Source organism: Schinkia acidoalkalinis (assembly GCF_054301215.1).
Window position 1 is genome coordinate 1,726,615 of record NZ_CP182573.1, and the last position, 19,646, is coordinate 1,746,260.

19 protein-coding genes, 1 rRNA gene and 1 riboswitch are annotated in these 19,646 nt (G+C 40.4%); of the genes, 3 read left to right on the forward strand and 17 right to left on the reverse strand.

Annotated features, from left to right (window positions below; all coding sequences use genetic code 11):
* Nucleotides 1-20: 20 nt before the first annotated feature.
* The 3 genes from ACNQFZ_RS08935 to ACNQFZ_RS08945 all read right to left on the reverse strand — a co-directional run bounded on the left by ACNQFZ_RS08935 (nucleotide 21) and on the right by ACNQFZ_RS08945 (nucleotide 3,361).
* Complete coding sequence (locus tag ACNQFZ_RS08935) at nucleotides 21-338, reverse strand: YerC/YecD family TrpR-related protein (RefSeq protein ID WP_458414926.1); 318 nt, start codon at nucleotides 336-338, stop codon at nucleotides 21-23.
* Between the two features lie 7 nt (nucleotides 339-345).
* On the reverse strand, nucleotides 346-1,440 hold the full coding sequence (locus ACNQFZ_RS08940) for a DUF3048 domain-containing protein (protein WP_458414927.1): 1,095 nt from the start codon (nucleotides 1,438-1,440) through the stop codon (nucleotides 346-348).
* A gap of 181 nt (nucleotides 1,441-1,621) precedes the next feature.
* Nucleotides 1,622-3,361 carry an adenine deaminase C-terminal domain-containing protein gene (locus tag ACNQFZ_RS08945; RefSeq protein WP_458414928.1) on the reverse strand — a complete coding sequence of 580 codons (1,740 nt, stop codon included), beginning with the start codon at nucleotides 3,359-3,361 and terminating at the stop codon, nucleotides 1,622-1,624.
* Nucleotides 3,362-3,482: 121 nt separating this feature from the next.
* Here ACNQFZ_RS08945 and ACNQFZ_RS08950 point away from each other — a divergent pair, with 121 nt between their 5' ends.
* On the forward strand, nucleotides 3,483-3,770 hold the full coding sequence (locus tag ACNQFZ_RS08950) for a YgaP family membrane protein (protein ID WP_458414929.1): 288 nt from the start codon (nucleotides 3,483-3,485) through the stop codon (nucleotides 3,768-3,770).
* 141 nt (nucleotides 3,771-3,911) lie between these two features.
* The gene (locus tag ACNQFZ_RS08955; protein ID WP_458414930.1) at nucleotides 3,912-4,022 is read left to right on the forward strand and encodes an EYxxD motif small membrane protein; all 111 of its coding nucleotides are present in this window, start codon (nucleotides 3,912-3,914) and stop codon (nucleotides 4,020-4,022) included.
* A gap of 8 nt (nucleotides 4,023-4,030) precedes the next feature.
* On the opposite strand, the gene purD is transcribed toward ACNQFZ_RS08955, so the two are convergent.
* The 13 genes from purD to ACNQFZ_RS09020 form a co-directional block, all read right to left on the reverse strand.
* Nucleotides 4,031-5,299, reverse strand: coding sequence for a phosphoribosylamine--glycine ligase (gene purD / locus ACNQFZ_RS08960; protein WP_458414931.1), 1,269 nt, complete (start codon nucleotides 5,297-5,299; stop codon nucleotides 4,031-4,033).
* Between the two features lie 778 nt (nucleotides 5,300-6,077).
* On the reverse strand, nucleotides 6,078-7,616 hold the full coding sequence (gene purH, locus ACNQFZ_RS08965; RefSeq protein WP_458414932.1) for a bifunctional phosphoribosylaminoimidazolecarboxamide formyltransferase/IMP cyclohydrolase: 1,539 nt from the start codon (nucleotides 7,614-7,616) through the stop codon (nucleotides 6,078-6,080).
* 2 nt (nucleotides 7,617-7,618) lie between these two features.
* Nucleotides 7,619-8,191 (reverse strand): phosphoribosylglycinamide formyltransferase, encoded by a 573-nt coding sequence (gene purN / locus ACNQFZ_RS08970; protein WP_458414933.1) that lies wholly within the window; start codon nucleotides 8,189-8,191, stop codon nucleotides 7,619-7,621.
* Nucleotides 8,188-9,228 (reverse strand): phosphoribosylformylglycinamidine cyclo-ligase, encoded by a 1,041-nt coding sequence (gene purM / locus ACNQFZ_RS08975; RefSeq protein WP_458414934.1) that lies wholly within the window; start codon nucleotides 9,226-9,228, stop codon nucleotides 8,188-8,190. The genes purN and purM overlap by 4 nt, the downstream gene beginning before the upstream one ends.
* 23 nt (nucleotides 9,229-9,251) lie before the next feature.
* Nucleotides 9,252-10,676, reverse strand: coding sequence for an amidophosphoribosyltransferase (gene purF / locus ACNQFZ_RS08980; RefSeq protein WP_458414935.1), 1,425 nt, complete (start codon nucleotides 10,674-10,676; stop codon nucleotides 9,252-9,254).
* Nucleotides 10,652-12,883 carry a phosphoribosylformylglycinamidine synthase subunit PurL gene (purL, locus tag ACNQFZ_RS08985; RefSeq protein WP_458414936.1) on the reverse strand — a complete coding sequence of 744 codons (2,232 nt, stop codon included), beginning with the start codon at nucleotides 12,881-12,883 and terminating at the stop codon, nucleotides 10,652-10,654. Before purL ends, purF begins: the two co-directional genes overlap by 25 nt.
* Nucleotides 12,867-13,553, reverse strand: a complete 687-nt coding sequence (gene purQ / locus ACNQFZ_RS08990) for a phosphoribosylformylglycinamidine synthase subunit PurQ (RefSeq protein WP_458414937.1) — start codon at nucleotides 13,551-13,553, stop codon at nucleotides 12,867-12,869. Before purQ ends, purL begins: the two co-directional genes overlap by 17 nt.
* Complete coding sequence (purS, locus tag ACNQFZ_RS08995; protein ID WP_458414938.1) at nucleotides 13,550-13,804, reverse strand: phosphoribosylformylglycinamidine synthase subunit PurS; 255 nt, start codon at nucleotides 13,802-13,804, stop codon at nucleotides 13,550-13,552. The genes purQ and purS overlap by 4 nt, the downstream gene beginning before the upstream one ends.
* Nucleotides 13,797-14,516 (reverse strand): phosphoribosylaminoimidazolesuccinocarboxamide synthase, encoded by a 720-nt coding sequence (gene purC / locus ACNQFZ_RS09000; RefSeq protein ID WP_458414939.1) that lies wholly within the window; start codon nucleotides 14,514-14,516, stop codon nucleotides 13,797-13,799. The genes purS and purC overlap by 8 nt, the downstream gene beginning before the upstream one ends.
* Before the next feature lie 130 nt (nucleotides 14,517-14,646).
* Nucleotides 14,647-15,942 (reverse strand): adenylosuccinate lyase, encoded by a 1,296-nt coding sequence (gene purB / locus ACNQFZ_RS09005; protein WP_458414940.1) that lies wholly within the window; start codon nucleotides 15,940-15,942, stop codon nucleotides 14,647-14,649.
* An 84-nt stretch (nucleotides 15,943-16,026) separates the two neighbouring features.
* Nucleotides 16,027-17,199 (reverse strand): 5-(carboxyamino)imidazole ribonucleotide synthase, encoded by a 1,173-nt coding sequence (purK, locus tag ACNQFZ_RS09010; RefSeq protein ID WP_458414941.1) that lies wholly within the window; start codon nucleotides 17,197-17,199, stop codon nucleotides 16,027-16,029.
* A complete protein-coding gene (gene purE, locus ACNQFZ_RS09015; protein ID WP_458414942.1) occupies nucleotides 17,192-17,683 on the reverse strand; it encodes a 5-(carboxyamino)imidazole ribonucleotide mutase in 492 nt (163 codons plus the stop codon). Before purE ends, purK begins: the two co-directional genes overlap by 8 nt.
* 135 nt (nucleotides 17,684-17,818) lie before the next feature.
* Nucleotides 17,819-17,920, reverse strand: a riboswitch (purine riboswitch).
* Between the two features lie 113 nt (nucleotides 17,921-18,033).
* A complete protein-coding gene (locus ACNQFZ_RS09020; RefSeq protein ID WP_458414943.1) occupies nucleotides 18,034-18,234 on the reverse strand; it encodes an NETI motif-containing protein in 201 nt (66 codons plus the stop codon).
* A 230-nt stretch (nucleotides 18,235-18,464) separates the two neighbouring features.
* Between ACNQFZ_RS09020 and ACNQFZ_RS09025 the strand changes: the two genes are divergently transcribed.
* Nucleotides 18,465-18,899, forward strand: coding sequence for an Hsp20/alpha crystallin family protein (locus tag ACNQFZ_RS09025; protein ID WP_458414944.1), 435 nt, complete (start codon nucleotides 18,465-18,467; stop codon nucleotides 18,897-18,899).
* A gap of 613 nt (nucleotides 18,900-19,512) precedes the next feature.
* Here the strand turns inward: ACNQFZ_RS09025 and rrf are convergent.
* A 5S ribosomal RNA gene (rrf, locus tag ACNQFZ_RS09030) occupies nucleotides 19,513-19,629 on the reverse strand.
* Nucleotides 19,630-19,646: the final 17 nt, after the last annotated feature.

A 19,646-nucleotide genomic window follows, 5' to 3' on the forward strand; every position in this document is an offset into this window, starting at 1 on the left:
CTTTGTTGTTAGCTTCTATATTATTTTTCAACTTCGGTATCTTCCGTTTCCTTATTGATACGGTCTAAAGCCATTGTATATGCATCATTTCCATAATTCAAACATCTTTTCACCCTGGAAATAGTTGCTGTACTTGCACCTGTTTCTGTTTCAATGCGATGATAGGTGAATCCTTCTCTTAACATACGTGCAACTTCCAGCCTTTGAGCCAAGGATTGAATTTCATTCACCGTACATAAATCATCAAAAAATCGGTAGCACTCTTCAATATTTTCCAAGGAAAGAATGGCTTCAAAAAGCTGATCAAGTGATTTTCCTCGCAGTTTATCTATTTGCATACCTATATCACTCCTTGTCTTCTATCTGAAAAGAAATCGTCTTTTCTAAACCCGGCTGAGTCGGAATGACATTAACCCATGTTTTGCCCGGAACGAGTCCAGCTTCGTTCCCATTTAAATATGGAATAATCCGACCGCCATTATTTTTCCATTCAATATCTTGGACAATTCCCCTTTGTATTAAATACCCTCTTCCACCGCCGTCTAATTCAATATCCCTGCGACCTGCACTATCGATAACATGATGTGGGGCTTCAATGATTAAAATATTATCAACGACAATAGGCGTTTCCGTTTCACGATCCTTACTTTGATCGCCATTTACATAGCGTTCGTATTTGGATAATTTGTCGTCATATCGATAACGAACTTTATAAGAATTGAAATACTTCACTTCAACTTCTTTTGCCTCTGCCCCGTTCATCGATTTTATTTCTTTTTCTGATAAAAATGTAAACGGCTTAACGTTCTGTGTTAAAGAGTAATGTCTCTTTTCAGCACCCTTGATTAAGTTTTCTTTTGTTGTATAGACATTGTGGGGAGCATTACGAAATTTTGCACGATAAAAAAATTGGTCATCTGCATAGCCTTTACGAACAATCCCACCAATATAGTCCGTAATCTCTCGATATTGAAGCAAGTCAAATGCCTCCGGACTTCCTCCGTAAGCAACATAAATCGCACCTAACCCTTTGCTTAAATAAATATAGTAATCCCTGGCACTACGAACAGGACCAACTACATCAGGAAGTTCACTTTGGAAAACGGCTAAAAATCTGGTAATGGAGCCTTCTGCTAATAGTTCATAAACAATATCTGCGTCTTGCAATCCTGATTGCGGCCTAGCCTTCGGATGATTGTTGATCATCACGGCAAAAGCACGCTGATTCACCTCATTATATGTACCAACACCGGTTAAAGGATAAAAGTTAGAAAACGGAATATCCGATTTCTTCAATATGTCACTCCTTTGCTCCGGGTCAATATAATGAATGGCAGGTTGTCCATCAGGCGTACCTGAAGTTTCCTTACTGCTGCAGCCAGTCAGCAGGATTGATGCTATGATTCCAACTGTGGATAATACTTTTATCGAATTCCTCACTTAACCCACAACCTCACGTAACAAAATTCCCCCTCGGAACATGCCCTCCTCCGGTTCGCATGTTCCAATCACAAGGGACGATATGATTCCGACTCCCACAATCAATTCCTTGGATTAGGTATTGGACTGTGGGATAAGTCATTTTGTTAGCATCTTTCGCATTCTGTTTTCCTTTATCAGTTTAACGCATAATCGAAGGGAAGAGTACTGTTTTTTTCATAACATCAAAAATTCCTTGCGGCGTCACCCGTATATAAGGTAAATGTGTTGATGATAGGAATAATAATGTGTAAACAGGGTCAATAAATTTATAGCCTCTTTCCTTTAATAAAGTAAACAGTTCATTTTCTTCTTTTATTAATTGTTCCAGATCTTTTGTTGACATAAGACCATTTAGCTGCAATTCGATTTCATAAATGACCTCATCATTTTCGACTAAAACAATACCGCCGCCAATTTCTTTCATTCGCTGAAATGCCTTCTGCATATCTTTTTTATTTTTCCCAATTAAAACAATATCACCAGTATTCGAATAGGAGCTCGCAAATCCGGCTACTTTATTTGCAAATCCCTTAATCAGCGTATTAATTCTCCATTTTCCTCTTTTATCAACAAGCATTAGGAAGCTTTCATCATGATCCATCGGCAATTCATCAACCGAAACATCAAATCCAATGGAATAAGGCTTCATAATGACGGAATTCATCATTTCCATTCCGAATGGCATCGAAAATTGCATATCATCCATTGTTAATTCCCAATCAAAGTTCTGAGGTTGGAAATCATACTGATCCCATGGAAAAGAATGTACATTTACAACTGGAACACCGTCTCTACGTACCCATTTCCCCTTGGCAATGACTGAAACTGGAGTTGGATTTTTTATATCGTCCAAGATATTGAGATGAGCAATTCTACCTGGTCCAATCATGCCATGAAGATGGTCCATATTATAATGCATAGCAATATTGTAGGACGCCATATTATACGCATCGATTTCCGGTATTCCTTTATCGATTGCAATCTTAATCAGTTTATCAAGTATACCATCCTTATAAAAGGCTGGCGGTGAACCATCGGTTGTTAACATCAAACGGTCAAATTTGTCAATGCCAAGTTCAAGAATTTCATCTAATAGTTTTGGCAAGTCAGGCCTGATCGATGAATGCCGCAATGTAGTTACATAGCCTTGTGTCAGTCTCATGAGGACATCTTCACCAGTCATTGACTCATGATCACAATCTACACCCAATAGCCTCATCTTTGTTAATGTTTTTTCCGATGCACCCGGAAAATGACCTTCGATTGGTTTCCTTTGATACTTTGTTTCAAGCATATAATGAAGCAGCAAATCGTCTCCATCCAAAACCTTTGGCCATGAAGTTAACTCTCCACCCTGCATCACTAAATCATGCTCAAGCCATTCTTTAATGTTTTCCGGAGAGAAAATTTGTCCCTCCCTAGGAATTTCCGTTTGCGAGTCATACCTGCACCACCAATACATAGAGCCTGGGAGTGTAGATAGTTCCTCTATCAAAGAAAACGCTTTCTTTTTTGGTAAGTGCAAAGCAAACATTAAGTTGTCACATATCAGTGTTGTCGTTCCCCATTGCGATGCATATTGCGCGAATGTATGGGGATTATATAACTGAAAAGGATGTACATGCGGTTCTATATAACCAGGTACAATATATAAATTTTCACAATCAACAATTTCAGTTTTATTCGTTTTTTCTGGGAGATTGCTTCCTACGTAAACAATGCGGTCATCGTAAATCCAAATATTAGCTTTCATCCATTTACGTAACGCTTGATTTAAATAGGTTGCATTTTTTAAAAGAATTGATGGCGACTTTTTCCCGTTTATAACAGCAATTTGTTCACGGATGAGCTTGGTCCTCCACCGATAACGATCAGGCATAGTGATCCTCCATTCTCATTACACATTCGTATCCTTATCGTATCATATTTCTTAATTTAAAGCACTAAAGAAGCTTGATAATTTTTACTAAAAATTATTATAACATTGGGAGGTAAATCAATTGAAACCAAATATAGGTATCGTCAACGCGCTTATAAGGATGACCTTTGGCTTTACAATGCTAGCATGGGCAACTGCAAAAATGGTAAAACAGCCATGGCGTGACTCCTTTTTCTGGGTTGCATTAATGGCGGGAATGAAAATTGCGGAAGGAATTACTAGATTTTGCCCACTGACCGCACTATTTGATCAATATCAAGAAAAGCAAGGGGACCAAGGAAACAGCAATAACAATAATAACCCAGATACACCGCTTGCCTTGGTCGAAAATATTATTAATCCTACTTAAAATGGCGGACGAGTATTGTATTAGAAGCGCACGACTTGCCGTCCACTATTACAAGAAAAACTAAACTGGCAAGTAGGACTCATACCTTTTCCTACTTACACAGTCTAGTTCACGAAAGCGCCCTTCATTACTTCAAAGGAGATGATTGTATTGTTTTGGGAATACTTTTTAGATATGTCGTTTGTTTATGCATCTTTAATCGGCGGAATTGTCGCCATTCTTTTCATTTATGTGAGAAGAAGACGCACGTAAATTTTTATCTAGTTTGACATCTGTGCAATTGCACGGTATCCAATATCCTTACGGTAGAAAAGACCATCACAATGAATTTTTTCCAGCTGTTTATAAAGAAGCGCTTGAGCCTCTCTAAGGTCGCTGCCTTTTGTTGCTGCTAAAAGTACACGGCCGCCATTTGTCATGAAGCAATCTTCCGTTTTCTTTGTTCCTGCATGAAAAACAAAAATATCGTCTGACATATTTGAAAGACCATGAATCACATGTCCTTTTTCATATTCATTTGGATAGCCTTTGGCAGCAAGGACCACACCGATGACAGCATCATTTGACCAATGCAATTCAACAGGCTTTTCATCTAAAATATCATTAATAAGCGCTGCAAAATCATTCTCAAGGCGTGGCAACACAACCTGGGTCTCTGGGTCGCCAAAACGGGCATTGAATTCAATTACTTTTGGACCGTTTGCCGTTAAGATTAGGCCAGCATACAAAATTCCTGTAAAGGAGCGATTTTCAGCAATCATCGCATTTGCAGTTGGTTGTAAAATTGTCTTAAACGCTTCATCTAGCACCTCTTCAGGAATTTGCGGTACAGGAGAGTAAGCACCCATACCTCCTGTATTCGGGCCTTGATCACCATCATAGGCGCGCTTATGGTCTTGAGAAATAACCATCGGATAAACGTTAGCACCGTTCACAAAAGCCATAAAGGAAAATTCTTCACCTTCAAGGTATTCTTCAATAACAACTCTGCTGCTGGCTGCGCCAAATTTCGCTTGATTCATCATTTCGTCTATCGCAGCAAGAGCTTCCTCTAAGTCAAGCGCAACTACTACACCTTTACCTGCTGCTAATCCGTCTGCTTTAATTACGATTGGAGCACCTTCAGCTTCAATATAGGCTTTTGCCTCTTCATATGAAGTAAATGTTTCGTATTTCGCAGTTGGAATATTGTATTTTTTCATTAAATCTTTTGCAAACGATTTACTTCCTTCGATAATAGCGGCCTCTTTGTGCGGTCCAAATACACGAAGACCTTCTTCTTCAAAGCGATTGACAATTCCTTCAGATAAAGGAGCTTCCGGACCAACAAAAGTTAATGAAATGCCTTTTTCCTTTACAAACTGAACAAGGGCATCATGATCATTTTCATTAATTGAAACTAGCTCAGCAACATTCGTCATGCCTGCATTTCCAGGTGCAACATACACTTTTTCAACATTTGAACTTTGGGCAAACTTCCATGCAAGAGCATGTTCACGGCCGCCGCGCCCTACAACAAGTACTTTCACTCGAGATACATCTCCTTTACTGTGAAAAAAATCATATAAACCAAATTGACCAAATTGATTATTGCGAGGACAAAATCACCGCCTCCACGCTTAACTTTGTCCGCAAAACGGTAATATGAGGACAAGATTGCTGCTTCCTCGCTAAGTCTTGTCCGCAAAATGCAAAAATGAGGACAAGATTCCAGTTTCCTTGCCTAGTCCTGTCCGCAAAACACGAACATGAGGACAAGATTGCTGCTTCCTCGCTAAGTCCTGTCCGCAAAATGCAAAAATGAGGACAAGATTTCAGTTTCCTTGCCTAGTCCTGTCCTCAAAACGCCAATATGAGGACAAGATTGCTGCTTCCTCGCTAAGTCTTGTCCGCAAAATGCAAAAATGAGGACAAGATTCCAGTTTCCTTGCCTAGTCCTGTCCGCAAAATGCAAAAATGAGGACAAGATTCCAGTTTCCTCGACTAGTATTGTCCACAAAACACGAATATGAGGACAAGATTGCTACTTCCTTGCACAGTCCTGTCCGCAAAACGCCAATATGAGGACAAGATTGCTACTTCCTTGCACAGTCCTGTCCGCAAAACACGAATATGAGGACAAGATTGCTGCTTCCTTGCACAGTCCTGTCCGCAAAACGCCAATATGAGGACAAGATTGCTACTTCCTCGCCTAGTCCTGTCCTCAAATTGTGGCCTATTCGTTATATTTATAGCAAATAATAGCAAATAATGAAAGAGGCGGAGCTATCCGCTCACACCGCCTTCACTATAATTATAACCAATTTATTAATGTTTAAAATGACGTACCCCTGTAAATACCATCGCAATGCCAAACTCATCACATTTCTTGATGGAGTCTTCATCGCGAATAGATCCACCTGGTTGAATAATCGCTGTTACACCAGCCTTAGCCGCTTCTTCAACAGTATCCGGCATTGGGAAGAAAGCATCAGAGCCCATTGCAGAGCCTTTGGACTTCTCACCCGCTTGTTCAATCGCAATCTTAGCAGAGCCGACACGATTCATTTGGCCTGCGCCAACGCCGATTGTCATATCATCCTTCGCTAACACAATGGCATTTGATTTCACATGCTTAACGACCTTCCAAGCAAGTTTAAGATCTTTCCACTCTTGTTCAGTAGGTTCACGTTTTGTTGGAATGGAGATGGTTGCATCATCCAAACCAAATTTATCTTCATCTTGAACAAGAAGACCGCCGTGAATGGATGTCATTTTTCTTTCAGGCTGTTTATCTTCTGCAAAAGATACAGTTAATAAACGTAGGTTTTTCTTAGAGGTTAAGATTTCCAACGCTTCTTCACTGAAAGAAGGTGCAATGATAATTTCCAAGAAAATTTCTTTCATTTTTAATGCTGTGGCCCCATCAACTTCACGATTCGTTGCAATAATACCGCCGAAGATTGAAACTGGGTCCGCTGCATAGGCTTTGTCAAATGCTTCCTCAACAGTTGTGCCTACGCCTACTCCACATGGATTCATATGCTTTAACGCAACAACAGCGGGTTCTGTAAATTCTTTAACAATGCTTAAAGCAGTGTCAGCATCATTAATATTGTTATAGGAAAGTTCTTTTCCATGAAGCTGATTTGCTGCTGCAATCGAAGATTCAGAGCTTAATGGTTTTTTATAGAATGTTGCTTTTTGGTGTGGATTTTCACCGTAACGCAAGTTTTGGCGTTTTTCGAATGTAACCGTTAATGATTCAGGATCGTCCTCGCCAACTTGTTTTGTTAAGTATTCCGCAATCACAGCATCATAAGCAGCCGTATGACGGAAAACTTTTGCTGCAAGCTTGCGTTTTGTTTCAACACTTACATCGCCTGTTTCCTTAAGTTCTGAGAGCACTGTGTCATAGTCAGCAGGATCCACAACGACAGCTACATCACCATGGTTTTTCGCAGCGGAACGAAGCATTGTTGGACCGCCAATATCGATATTTTCGATTGCGTCAGCGAACTCTACATTTGGTTTTGCAATTGTAGCTTGGAAAGGATATAAGTTCACTACAACTAAATCAATCGGAGTAATATTATGCTCTTGTAAAGCTTTTTGATGTTCTTCATTATCGCGAATGGCAAGTAATGCGCCATGAATATTTGGATGTAATGTTTTGACACGGCCATCCATAATTTCTGGAAAGCCAGTAACTTCTGAAATTCCGATTACGTTTACTCCATTTTCCTGTAGAGTCTTACTTGTGCCGCCAGTTGAGATAACCTCAACCCCGTTTTCAACAAGTGCTTTTACAAATGGTACGATTCCTTCTTTATTTGAAACACTAACAAGTGCGCGTTTAATTGCCATTACTACTTCTCCTCCGTACATAATTTTTGAATAACTTTTGGATACAATAAGTGCTCAACTTGATGGATTTTTGATTCAAGACTTTCACGTGTCTCATTTTCATCCATTTTTACCGCTTCTTGAGCAATAATCGGTCCCGTATCCATGCCTTCGTCAACATAATGGACCGTTACCCCAGTAATCTTCACCTTTGCATTAAAAGCTTGTCCAATTGCGTCTTTTCCCGGAAAAGACGGCAAAAGAGACGGATGGATATTAATAATTCTTCCTTCATAAGCTGATAACAACGTTGCACCAATCAAGCGCATATAACCAGCAAGAATAATGAAATCCACTTCATTAGCCGTCAAATGCTGCAAAACTTCCTGCTCATAATCTGCTTTAGATGCAAAATTCTTTGGTGAAATTGCCAAAGCCGGCACATCTGCTTTTTCCGCCCGTTCGATACAGAATGCGCCAGGTTTGTCACAAACAAGCAAGGCAACGTCGCAGTTTAGCTTTCCAGCCTTCACTGCGTCGATAATTGCTTGAAAATTAGAGCCACTGCCAGATGCAAAAACTGCTATTTTCTTCATTCTAAATTTCCTCCATTGAAGGAAACCCCTGCGCCAGTTTTAACGCGGCCAATTTTATATGCTTTTTCCCCAAGTGACTCAAGCGTTGCGATAACAGCTTCTGCATCACTTTCTTTAACTACTGCAACCATACCAATCCCCATATTAAAGACATTGAACATTTCTAGTTGCTTTAAGTTTCCGGTCTTTTCAAGCAAATGAAAGATTGGCAGAATTGGCCATGTATCATAATCGATTTCCACGCCAATACCTTCTGGTAGCATTCTTGGAATATTTTCAATGAAGCCGCCGCCAGTAATATGGGCAAGCCCCTTAATATCATAGTTTTTGATCAATTCTAAAACAGGCTTCACATAGATTTTCGTTGGTTGCAACAATTCTTCCCCTAATGCTCTGCTTAGGCCCTCATAGGTTGCATGAAGGTCGAGGCCGCCATCCTCTAAAAGCACCTTCCGCACTAATGAATAGCCATTGCTGTGGATTCCGCTTGAAGCAATCCCTACTAATACATCTCCTGCTTCAATCCCTTCGCCGGTAATAAGCTTAGCTTTTTCGGCAACACCTACTGCAAAGCCGGCAAGATCGTATTCATTGACATCATACATTCCTGGCATTTCGGCCGTTTCTCCGCCAATGAGGGCACTACCTGCCTGCACACAGCCTTCGGCAACGCCTTTCACAATCATTTCGATCCGTTCAGGAACAGCTTTTCCGCAGGCAATATAATCTAGGAAATAAAGGGGCTCTGCCCCTTGGACGACAATATCGTTCACACACATTGCCACACAATCAATGCCGATTGTATCGTGCTTATCCATCATAAAAGCGAGCATAAGCTTCGTGCCAACGCCATCTGTTCCAGAAATTAACACCGGCTCTTTCACATTCATTTTGGAAAGATCAAACATCCCGCCAAAACCGCCTAAACCACCAAGTACTTCAGGGCGGACCGTACGCTCTACATGTTTTTTCATGCGATTAACAGATTCATAGCCTGCTTCTATATCTACACCGGCATTTTTGTAAGCATTTGACATTTACTATTCTCCTCTTCTATTGATTAATTGCCACTTACAGTCTTACTTTTAGCTTTTGTCTCGCTAGGATAAATCTCCGTCGGATATTTTCCTGTAAAACATGCTAAACACTGTCCGCAATTTTCTCCAGCATCGCTTCTGCCAATAGCCTCGAGCAGTCCTTCTTTAGAAAGAAAGGCAAGTGAGTCTGCGCCAATTTCCTTACGGATTTCCTCGATTGACATTGAAGCGGCAATGAGCTCTTCTCTTGAAGATGTATCGATCCCATAAAAACATGGATATTCTATCGGCGGAGAACTAATACGAACATGGACTTCTGTTGCTCCTGCCTCACGTAGCATATTAACAATTCTTCTGCTCGTTGTACCGCGTACAATGGAATCATCCACCATAACGACACGTTTTCCTTCGACAACCCCACGAACTGGTGAGAGCTTCATTTTCACACCGCGTTCACGGAGCTCCTGCGATGGTTGAATAAAAGTTCGGCCAACATATCGGTTTTTAATAAGCCCTAACTCATATGGAATGCCTGAAGCTTCTGCAAAGCCAATCGCTGCAGAAATACTGGAATCCGGAACACCTGTTACAACATCGGCTTCAACCGGAGCCTCTTGCGCCATTTGCTTTCCTAATTTTTTTCGGGCTTTATGAACATTAATGCCATCCACATTACTGTCAGGTCTTGCAAAATAAATATATTCCATACTGCAAATCGTACGATTTACATTCCCCGTAAATCGCTCAGATCTAAGACCGGTATCGTCTATAATAATAAGCTCCCCTGGAAGGACGTCGCGCTCATATTTCGCCCCAATCACATCAAAAGCACATGTTTCAGATGCAATAACATAAGCCCCATCAAGACGCCCAATTGAAAGCGGACGGAATCCATTTGGATCAAGAGCTGCCATTAATTTTTTTTCAGTCATGATTAAATAGGCATAAGCACCCTTCACCATTTGTAAAGCGTTCTTTACTTGTTCTTCAACATTCATAAAGCCGCTTCGTCTAATTAAATGGGCAAGCACTTCTGTATCAGATGTCGTTTGAAAAATTGAACCCTGACTCTCAAGTTGATGCTTTAGTGCCTCAGCATTCGTTAGATTGCCGTTATGTGCCAATGCTAAACTGCCAGTTTGTGAGTTAAACAGGAGGGGCTGAACGTTTTCATAACCCCCGCCGCCTGCAGTCGAGTAGCGTACATGACCGATGGCCGCCTTTCCTGTTAAACTTTCAAGTTCGCCCATACCAAAAACTTCTGTAACCAAGCCTAAACCTTTGGATATTTTCAAAGTTTCACCGTCTGTCACAACAATACCTGCACCTTCTTGACCGCGATGCTGCAGGCTGTGCAGGCCATAATAGGCTAATTGTGCTGCGTCAGGGTGTCCCCAAACTCCAAATACACCGCATTCCTCATTTAAGCCTTTGATTTCAGCAAGCATGGTATAGCTCCTTTCCAAGCATCTTTCAGTTGTCTTGTTTCAGCAGACAACAACTCTACTTCTTTTTCATCCACAATTGTTAGTTTGCCAGATTCAGTGACCTCTCCTATTAAAAGAGCGTCTTTCACAATTGCTTCAAATTGCATTTGGTTTTCTTTTTTCACAGTTATAATAAAGCGTGATTGTGTTTCACTAAATAATGCTGTAACAGCATCACCTTTAATTTGGACATCGGCGCCCAACTTGTCGTTATTCATTAGGCACTCCGCTACAGCAACAGCTAAACCGCCTTCAGCAATATCATGTGCTGATTGAACAAGTCCAGATTTAATCGCGGATAACAATTGCTGTTGACGTTGCACTTCTACTTCAAGATTTAGTTCAGGAGCTTGACCTGCAATTTTTCCTTCTAACATTTTTTGGAGCTCGCTACCGCAAAATTCAGGTTTTGCTTCGCCAATAACATAGATTTGGTCGCCCGCTTCTTTGAAAGACTGAGTTGTAATATGCTCAATATCTTCAATTAATCCAACCATACCAACAACAGGTGTTGGATAAATCGCTTCTCCGTTTGTTTCATTGTAAAGGGAAACGTTACCGCCGATAACTGGTGTGCTTAAGGCAACACATGCTGCACTCATGCCATCTGTAGCTTTTTCAAGCTGCCAGAAAATTTCTGGCTTTTCTGGATTACCAAAGTTTAGACAGTCTGTTATAGCTAATGGTTCAGCGCCTGAGCAAACGATATTACGTGCAGCTTCTGCTACAGCAATTTTCCCACCAACTTCTGGGTCAAGATATAGATAACGTGAGTTACAGTCTGTTGTCATAGCCAACGCTTTTCTTGTACCGCGGATTCTTAGTACACCTGCATCAGAGCCAGGCGCAACAACTGTATTTGTACGTACCATATAATCGTATTGGTCAAATACGTATTCTTTGCTGGCAATCGTAGGCTGACTTAATAATTGGATCAGTGTTTCCTTGTAATCTGTTACAGTTGGCATATATGGAGCCATAGCTTGGAATTCTCCGAAAAAGGCAGGCTCTTTTGATGGCTTGTGGTATACAGGTGCGTCTTCAGCTAATGCATCCACGGGTACATCTGCAACGACTTCACCTTTATGATATAAACGAAGTTTCTTATCATCGGTTACTTTACCGATTGCTGTTGCTTCAAGTCCATATTTATGGCAAATATCAATAATCTCTTGCTCGCGGCCTTTTTGAACAACAAGAAGCATCCGCTCTTGAGATTCAGATAGCATCATTTCATAAGCTGTCATGCCTGTTTCACGCTGTGGTACTAAATCTAAATTCATTTCAATACCTGAGCCGGCTTTACTTGCCATTTCACTTGATGAAGATGTTAAGCCAGCAGCACCCATATCCTGAATTCCAACTAAAGCGTCACATTTAACAATTTCCAAGCATGCTTCTAGGAGCAGCTTTTCCATAAATGGGTCACCCACTTGAACAGCTGGACGTTTTGCTTCAGATGCCTCGCTTAATTCCTCAGAAGCAAATGTTGCCCCATGGATGCCGTCACGGCCAGTGGCAGCGCCGACATAAAGAACAGTGTTGCCGACACCTTTGGCTTGACCTTTCTTAATATCTTCATGATTGATTAAGCCAACGCACATAGCATTTACTAGTGGGTTTCCTTCATAAGATGGATCAAATTGAATCTCTCCACCGACTGTTGGAATACCAATACAATTTCCATATCCCGCAATTCCATGAACAATTTCTTCAAATAGATATTTCATGCGTGGTGTTGTCAACTCGCCAAAGCGAAGTGAATCGAGGATGGCAATTGGACGTGCTCCCATTGAAAAGACATCGCGGATAATGCCGCCGACACCTGTTGCAGCCCCTTGATAGGGCTCAATGGCAGATGGATGGTTATGGCTTTCAATTTTAAATACAACGGCTTGTTTGTCACCGATATCAACAATCCCGGCACCCTCTCCAGGTCCCTGTAACACACGTTCACCTTTTGTAGGGAATTTTCTTAATACAGGCTTAGAATTTTTGTAGCTGCAATGCTCAGACCACATAACTGAAAATAAGCCTAACTCTGTATAATTTGGAAGGCGACCAAGAATTTTTTCAACTAATGCAAATTCTTCATCATTCAAGCCCATTTCACGGTAAATACCTTCTTCTTTAATTTGCGCTGCTGTTGGTTCAAGAAGTAACGACATGTGCTTCCCTCCAATTTCTTAAAATTGATTGAAATAGTTTAAGTCCGTCCGCACTGCCAAGTAGTTCATCAACGGCACGCTCTGGATGTGGCATCATTCCTAATACATTTCCTTTTTCATTGATAATGCCGGCAATATCGGCTTTTGAGCCGTTCGGATTTGTACCATGATAACGGAATACGATGCGGTTGTTTTCTTCTAATTCTTTCAATGTAGCCTCATCACACTCATAGTTTCCTTCGCCATGGGCGATTGGGATTGTTACAACTTCAGACTTATCATAGCCACTCGTAAACATCGTGTTATTGTTCACGACTTCAAGTTCCACTGGGCGGCACATAAATTTCAAATTATTGTTACGTTTCATTGCACCTGGAAGTAAACCGGATTCTAATAGTACTTGGAAACCGTTACATACGCCTAAAACCGGCTTCCCTTCTTCTGCTGCTTTAATAACGGCTTCCATAATATTTGAAAAACGGGCAATCGCACCGCAGCGTAGGTAGTCTCCATAAGAGAATCCACCTGGCAAAAGAACTGCATCAAATCTACTTAAATCTGATTCTGTATGCCAAACGTATTCTACTTCTTCCCCTAATTCATCCTTGATTGCATGGTACATGTCGACATCACAATTGGACCCTGGAAAAACAATCACGGCAAATCTCACTGAGATACAACCTCCTCGATTTCATATCGATAATCTTCGATGACTGGGTTTGCTAGTAGGCGGTCACACATTTCTTTCACTGTTTCTTCAACATTTGCTGTTTTTTCATCAAGTGTTAGTTCTAAATATTTACCGATACGGACATCTGTTACATCTTTGTAAGACATGGTGTGTAGTGAATTTTTCACCGCTACTCCTTGAGGGTCTAATACACTTTCTTTTAATGTTACAAACACCTTTACTTTATACATGGGACGCGCCTCCTAAACGTTTTAAGATTTCTTCATATGCATCAGTTAAGTTTCCTAAATCACGGCGGAATACATCTTTATCAAGTTTTTGATTAGTATCTTTATCCCAAAGTCGGCATGTATCAGGGGAAATCTCATCGGCTAAAATCAATTTGCCTTCAGCAGTCACACCGAATTCAAGCTTGAAATCTATTAATCTTACATTTCTTTCAGCGAAAAATGGGACTAAAATGTCATTGACCTTCAAAGCCAATCCTTTAATTAGCTGTAATTGTTCTTCTGTAGCAAGTTCAAGAACTTGAATATGATCATTATTAATTAGTGGATCCCCTAATTCATCACTCTTATAGTAAAATTCTACAATTGTATTTTTTAATTCCGTTCCTTCTTCAAGTCCTAATCTTTTTGCAAGACTACCTGCTGCAACGTTGCGAACTACAACTTCAAGCGGAACAATTTTCACTTTTTTTACAAGCTGCTCTGTATCTGAAAGCTTTTCAACAAAGTGGTTTTCAATACCGGCAGCGGCTAATTTTTCAAACAACATGGAAGTGATTGTGTTATTCAGGCGACCTTTTCCGCTAATTTGCGCCTTTTTCTCGCCATTAAAAGCAGTCGCACTATCCTTGTACTCTACCCAAACGATATTTTCCTCTTCTGTTGAATAAATTCTTTTCGCTTTTCCTTCGTATAACAACTGCCCTTTTTCCATTTTAGATTCCCCCGTATTCGGAAATTTGAATGGGACAAGGGGACAGGTACCTTGTCCCTTTGTCTCCATTTTGTACCTTTATGAAATTGTATCTTCCGGGACAAGGTACCTGTCCCCTTGTCCCGCTTTTTTAATTTAAGCCCAATCGTTCAAAAATCATATCTACATGTTTGAGGTGATAGTTATAATCAAAGCAATCATCAATTTCAGCTTGGTTTAGCCTGCTTGTAATTTTCTCATCTGCTTCAACAAGTGATTTAAATGGAACTTGCTTCTCCCAGGATTCCATAGTTTTAGGCTGTACAGTATCGTAAGCTTCTTCTCTTGATAAACCTTTATCAATCAATGCAAGCATGACGCGTTGTGAATAAATTAAGCCAAAGGTTCTTTCCATGTTGCGCTTCATATTTTCAGGGAATACCGTTAAGTTTTTCACGATATTGGCAAAGCGGTTTAACATATAATTCAACGCAATCGTTGCATCTGGTAAAATAACGCGTTCAGCTGAAGAATGTGAAATGTCGCGTTCATGCCATAATGGAACATTTTCATATGATGTCACCATATAGCCGCGAATTAGGCGAGCAATACCTGCCATATTTTCTGAGCCAATTGGATTACGTTTATGTGGCATCGCTGATGAACCTTTTTGGCCTTTTGCGAAAAATTCCTCTACTTCTCTTGTTTCACTCTTCTGTAAGCCGCGAATTTCAACGCCGAATTTTTCAATTGAAGTCGCAATTAATGCCAATGTGCTCATATAATCAGCATGGCGGTCACGTTGTAATGTTTGTGTTGAAATTGGAGAAGCCTGTAATCCTAAATTTTCACATACATATTGCTCTACAAAAGGGTCGATATTGGCATATGTACCAACAGCCCCGGAAATTTTCCCAACGCGGATTCCATCTGCCGCCCGTTTGAAACGCTCTAAATTACGCTTCATTTCTTCATACCATAAAGCCAATTTCAAACCGAAAGTAGTCGGCTCGGCATGTACACCATGTGTACGTCCCATCATGACGGTTTTCTTATGTTCAATAGCTTTGTCTTTTAAAATAGCGATAAAATTCTCAATATCCTTCACTAGAATTTCATTTGCTTGCTTTACTAAATAGGATAAAGCTGTATCAACGACATCTGTTGATGTTAAACCATAGTGAACCCATTTTCTTTCTTCGCCAAGTGTTTCAGAAACGGCACGGGTAAAGGCAACAACATCATGACGTGTGTCTTGTTCAATTTCATAAATGCGATCAATATTAAATGAAGCATTTTCACGAAGCTTTTTAACATCTTCCTTCGGAATTTCACCAAGCTCTGCCCATGCTTCACAAGCTAAAATTTCAACTTCCAGCCATGCTTTAAACTTATTTTCCTCTGTCCAAATTGCTCCCATTTCAGGGCGGGTATAACGTTCGATCATATAACAATTCCTCCATTTAGTTTGATGTCTTTATGCTATCAAGGATGGGACACGGGGACAGGTACCTTGTCCCTATGACTCCATCTATTTCTTTATCAAAATTGTATCTGCTGGGACAAGGTACCTGTCCCCGTGTCCCCAAATATCTAGTGCATCATATTTTTGCAAGGCTTCCTCAACAGTATTCGCTAAGATATTAAGATGGCCCATTTTACGCTTTTCTTTAATTTCTGATTTCCCATACAAATGCAGCTTGCAATCTGAAAACTGGTCAATCTTATCTAAAACCGGATGAACATGCTCCCCTAATATATTAGCCATAACAACCGGCTTCAATAAGTCAGGCTTTCCAAGCGGCCAGTCACAAATCGCACGGATATGCTGTTCGAATTGTGATGTTTCACAGGCATTTAGCGTATAATGGCCAGAGTTATGCGGCCTTGGTGCCAATTCGTTTATATAAATGTCGCCATCATTCGTTAGGAACATTTCAACCGCTAATGTGCCAATCATATTGATGGATTTTGCAAGATTAATAGCTTTTTCAGTCGCCTTTTCAGCAATCTTGTTATCAATCCTTGCCGGAACAATGGATTGTGATAGGATATTATCAACATGAATATTTTCCGCTACCGGAAATGTGCTGACTTCTCCTGAAACACTTCTTGTCACGATTACTGAAATTTCCTTTTGGAATGAAAGCCATTTTTCCAACACACATTGACCCTGTGAAAGAAGTTTCTCGGCTTCGCTAATATCTTTGGCCTCTCTGATAACAACCTGGCCTTTACCGTCATATCCGCCTCTCGTTGTCTTTAAAACAGAAGGCATGCCAAGCTCTTCTAGTCCAGCCTGTAAATCTTCTATATTATTAACAAGAACGTAAGAAGCTACCTCTGCCCCACTTCCAACAATCGCTTTCTTCTCATTGGCGCGGTCTTGGGTAATCTTGATAAGTTTGCTGCCTTGCGGTAAATAAGCATTTTCTTCAAGCCAGCCCAGAACCTCGTGATCTACATTTTCAAATTCATACGTAATCACGTCACTAACTTCCGCTAATCTTTTGGCAGCCTCTAGATCCTCATAAGGTGCCACAATTTCGATATCAGATACTTGGGCACACGGGGAATCCTTCGTTGGTTCCATAACAGCAACTCGGTAGCCCATTTCCTTGGCAGCAATAGCCATCATTCGCCCTAACTGCCCGCCGCCAATGATGCCGATAGTCTGCCCCGGCACTATTCTTTGCTTATTCAAGCTTATCACTACTTTCTAATACAGCATCTCGAGTTTCAATACGTCTCTTTACTAAGCGTTCGTCAATTTCTGGGTATTGTGTTCCGAGGATTTGCGCGGCTAAAAGGCCTGCATTTGTAGCACCGGCTTTCCCAATTGCTACCGTTGCCACTGGAACACCACCTGGCATTTGCACAATCGAAAGCAATGAATCCAACCCATTCAATGCCTTTGACTGAATTGGTACGCCGATTACAGGAAGTGTGGTTTTTGCTGCAACCATTCCTGGTAGGTGGGCTGCACCGCCAGCACCAGCAATGATTACTTTAATTCCTCTTTCCTTTGCTGTTTCTGCATATTCAAACATTAAATCTGGTGTTCGATGTGCGGATACTACTTTCTTTTCATAAGGAATTTGACATTCATCTAAAATAGCACAAGCATGTTCCATTGTCGGCCAATCAGATGTACTCCCCATAATAACCCCTACTAAAGGTTGCTTCATGGAAAAATCCTCCTATTTATATATAAATAAAAATCCAGGGTAGATACTTTCGTTTTAGAGAAAGGAATCCACACCTGGACATGAATACATAAAGAAATTAAGAAATAGCCATTCCTTATGCGAGGTCAAGTCACTGATGAAATATACCTTCCCCATAGTCCGATTATTTACGGTAATCAGGTAGAAACTTTTGGGCCATATTCCCAATGATATATGAGGCGATGCTGGCTTTTCATTTTACTCATTAATTTTAACAAGCATTTCTTTAGACTGTCAACAAATATCGAACAATTTTATTTCCAATGATTTTAATGTTCGGGTTTTACCCGCATTTACTTGCTTCATTTTTACTATTTTAATTTTCCCTCAAAAATAATTTTTTGCCTATGAACTTGTTGAGAGACGTGGCTGCCCTCTTTAACTTCTATAAAAATTGGCTCTTCCATTCTTCTAATGGGCTGATAGCCTTCCAGCGCCATCCGGTCTAAACAGTCAGAAATTGTTTCACCATCTTGAACTTCAAACTTTTTCTTTTTTGGTTTTTCTGTCATCGCGAATCTCCCTTGAGGTTTCCTATCTTTTATCAAATACTATTATTCATTATTTTACAATATCTGACACGATTTGAAAAAGGTTCGCTCCTCTTTCTTTATTTTAACTGAAAAATTGCTCCTAAATAGTCCCAATTTGTCACAGAACTCTGACATTAGACATACACTTCTTTTCCACGTTTATCATATCGTATTCTAGATAAGTGTTGGACCAAAAGGAGGAGAAACCGATGGATCCATTCAAAAACTGGCAGGATTGGCGCAAAAACCTTGATTCCTTTTTAGGCGATGGATTTTTAAGCAACTTTGAAGGCATCCTTCAATATAATTATTTTCCCCAAGTAAACGTCTATAAAACCGATAATGAACTATTAATCTTGGCAAATATTCCTGGATTAAATGATATTAATAATGTTGATGTCTATATCGATTATCAATCACTTGAGTTAAAAGGCGATATCAATTTGCGTTATAAAGGATACAGATTAGTTCAAGATGAATTATTTAATGGCCATTTTGAACGAAAAATCGATTTACCGTTTCCTGTGAAGGAGGACCGTGTTGATGCTGTTTATCAAAATGGTCTATTGATTATTCACCTACACCGCCTCATTCCCGACGATTTGTATCGGCAGAAGATTTCAGTGAAGAAATTAGAAGAATAAAAGAGGCCGGCTCAAGGGAGTCAGCCTCTTTTTATGTTAACTTTGTGGGTGAACAATTTTTAGTGTATTTTTCGGGGACGCGAGATGGTCTTGCGTTTCCGGATACCGGCTCGGGTTCTACTTTTGGGCATGTGAGAGGCTCTTGCGTTTCCGGATGCCAGCTCGGGTTCTACTTTTGGGCACGCGAGGGGCTCTTGTATTATTAACTTCTGGCTTTTCTCCACCTATTTGAGGTTCACTCGGCTTTGTTAGTGACTGTGCTCTCGTTTTTCCTTTGCTTCTGGGCTCTACTTGGTCCTGTTAGTTACCGCACACTCCTTTTTCCTCTGCTTCCGGGCTCTACTTGGTCCTGCTAGTTACCGCATACTAGATTTTCTGTAGCATTCAGGCTCTACTTGCCCTTGCTAGTGACTGTTTACTTGCTTTTCCTCTGCTTTAGTACCTATTTACTGGTCTACTTTACTTTAGTAAAGTTGGCTTTTTTGTTAATTTAAATGCCGGTTACTGTTTAATGATCACCCTTATTATATGAGTAAAATAGCATATTTAAATAAACAACATAACATTTTTACATACAAAAAAAGAGTAGCTAATGTGCTACTCTTTTTTAATCGCTTGGCAACGTCCTACTCTCACAGGGGGACAGCCCCCAACTACCATCGGCGCTGAAGAGCTTAACTTCCGTGTTCGGAATGGGAACGGGTGTGACCTCTTCGCTATCGTCACCAAACAGTTATTTACTTGAAG

Excerpts from the sequence above, each read along its gene's own strand:
- purL (WP_458414936.1), bottom strand. The coding sequence starts at position 12,883 with ATGTCGTTACTTCTTGAACCAACAGCAGCGCAAATTAAAGAAGAAGGT.
- ACNQFZ_RS08945 (WP_458414928.1), bottom strand. The coding sequence starts at position 3,361 with ATGCCTGATCGTTATCGGTGGAGGACCAAGCTCATCCGTGAACAAATT.
- ACNQFZ_RS09020 (WP_458414943.1), bottom strand. The coding sequence starts at position 18,234 with ATGACAGAAAAACCAAAAAAGAAAAAGTTTGAAGTTCAAGATGGTGAA.
- purC (WP_458414939.1), bottom strand. The coding sequence starts at position 14,516 with ATGGAAAAAGGGCAGTTGTTATACGAAGGAAAAGCGAAAAGAATTTAT.
- purB (WP_458414940.1), bottom strand. The coding sequence starts at position 15,942 with ATGATCGAACGTTATACCCGCCCTGAAATGGGAGCAATTTGGACAGAG.
- purH (WP_458414932.1), bottom strand. The coding sequence starts at position 7,616 with ATGGCAATTAAACGCGCACTTGTTAGTGTTTCAAATAAAGAAGGAATC.
- purM (WP_458414934.1), bottom strand. The coding sequence starts at position 9,228 with ATGTCAAATGCTTACAAAAATGCCGGTGTAGATATAGAAGCAGGCTAT.
- purF (WP_458414935.1), bottom strand. The coding sequence starts at position 10,676 with ATGCTTGCTGAAATCAAAGGCTTAAATGAGGAATGCGGTGTATTTGGA.
- purN (WP_458414933.1), bottom strand. The coding sequence starts at position 8,191 with ATGAAGAAAATAGCAGTTTTTGCATCTGGCAGTGGCTCTAATTTTCAA.
- ACNQFZ_RS08935 (WP_458414926.1), bottom strand. The coding sequence starts at position 338 with ATGCAAATAGATAAACTGCGAGGAAAATCACTTGATCAGCTTTTTGAA.
- ACNQFZ_RS09025 (WP_458414944.1), top strand. The coding sequence starts at position 18,465 with ATGGATCCATTCAAAAACTGGCAGGATTGGCGCAAAAACCTTGATTCC.
- purS (WP_458414938.1), bottom strand. The coding sequence starts at position 13,804 with ATGTATAAAGTAAAGGTGTTTGTAACATTAAAAGAAAGTGTATTAGAC.
- purE (WP_458414942.1), bottom strand. The coding sequence starts at position 17,683 with ATGAAGCAACCTTTAGTAGGGGTTATTATGGGGAGTACATCTGATTGG.
- ACNQFZ_RS08955 (WP_458414930.1), top strand. The coding sequence starts at position 3,912 with ATGATTGTATTGTTTTGGGAATACTTTTTAGATATGTCGTTTGTTTAT.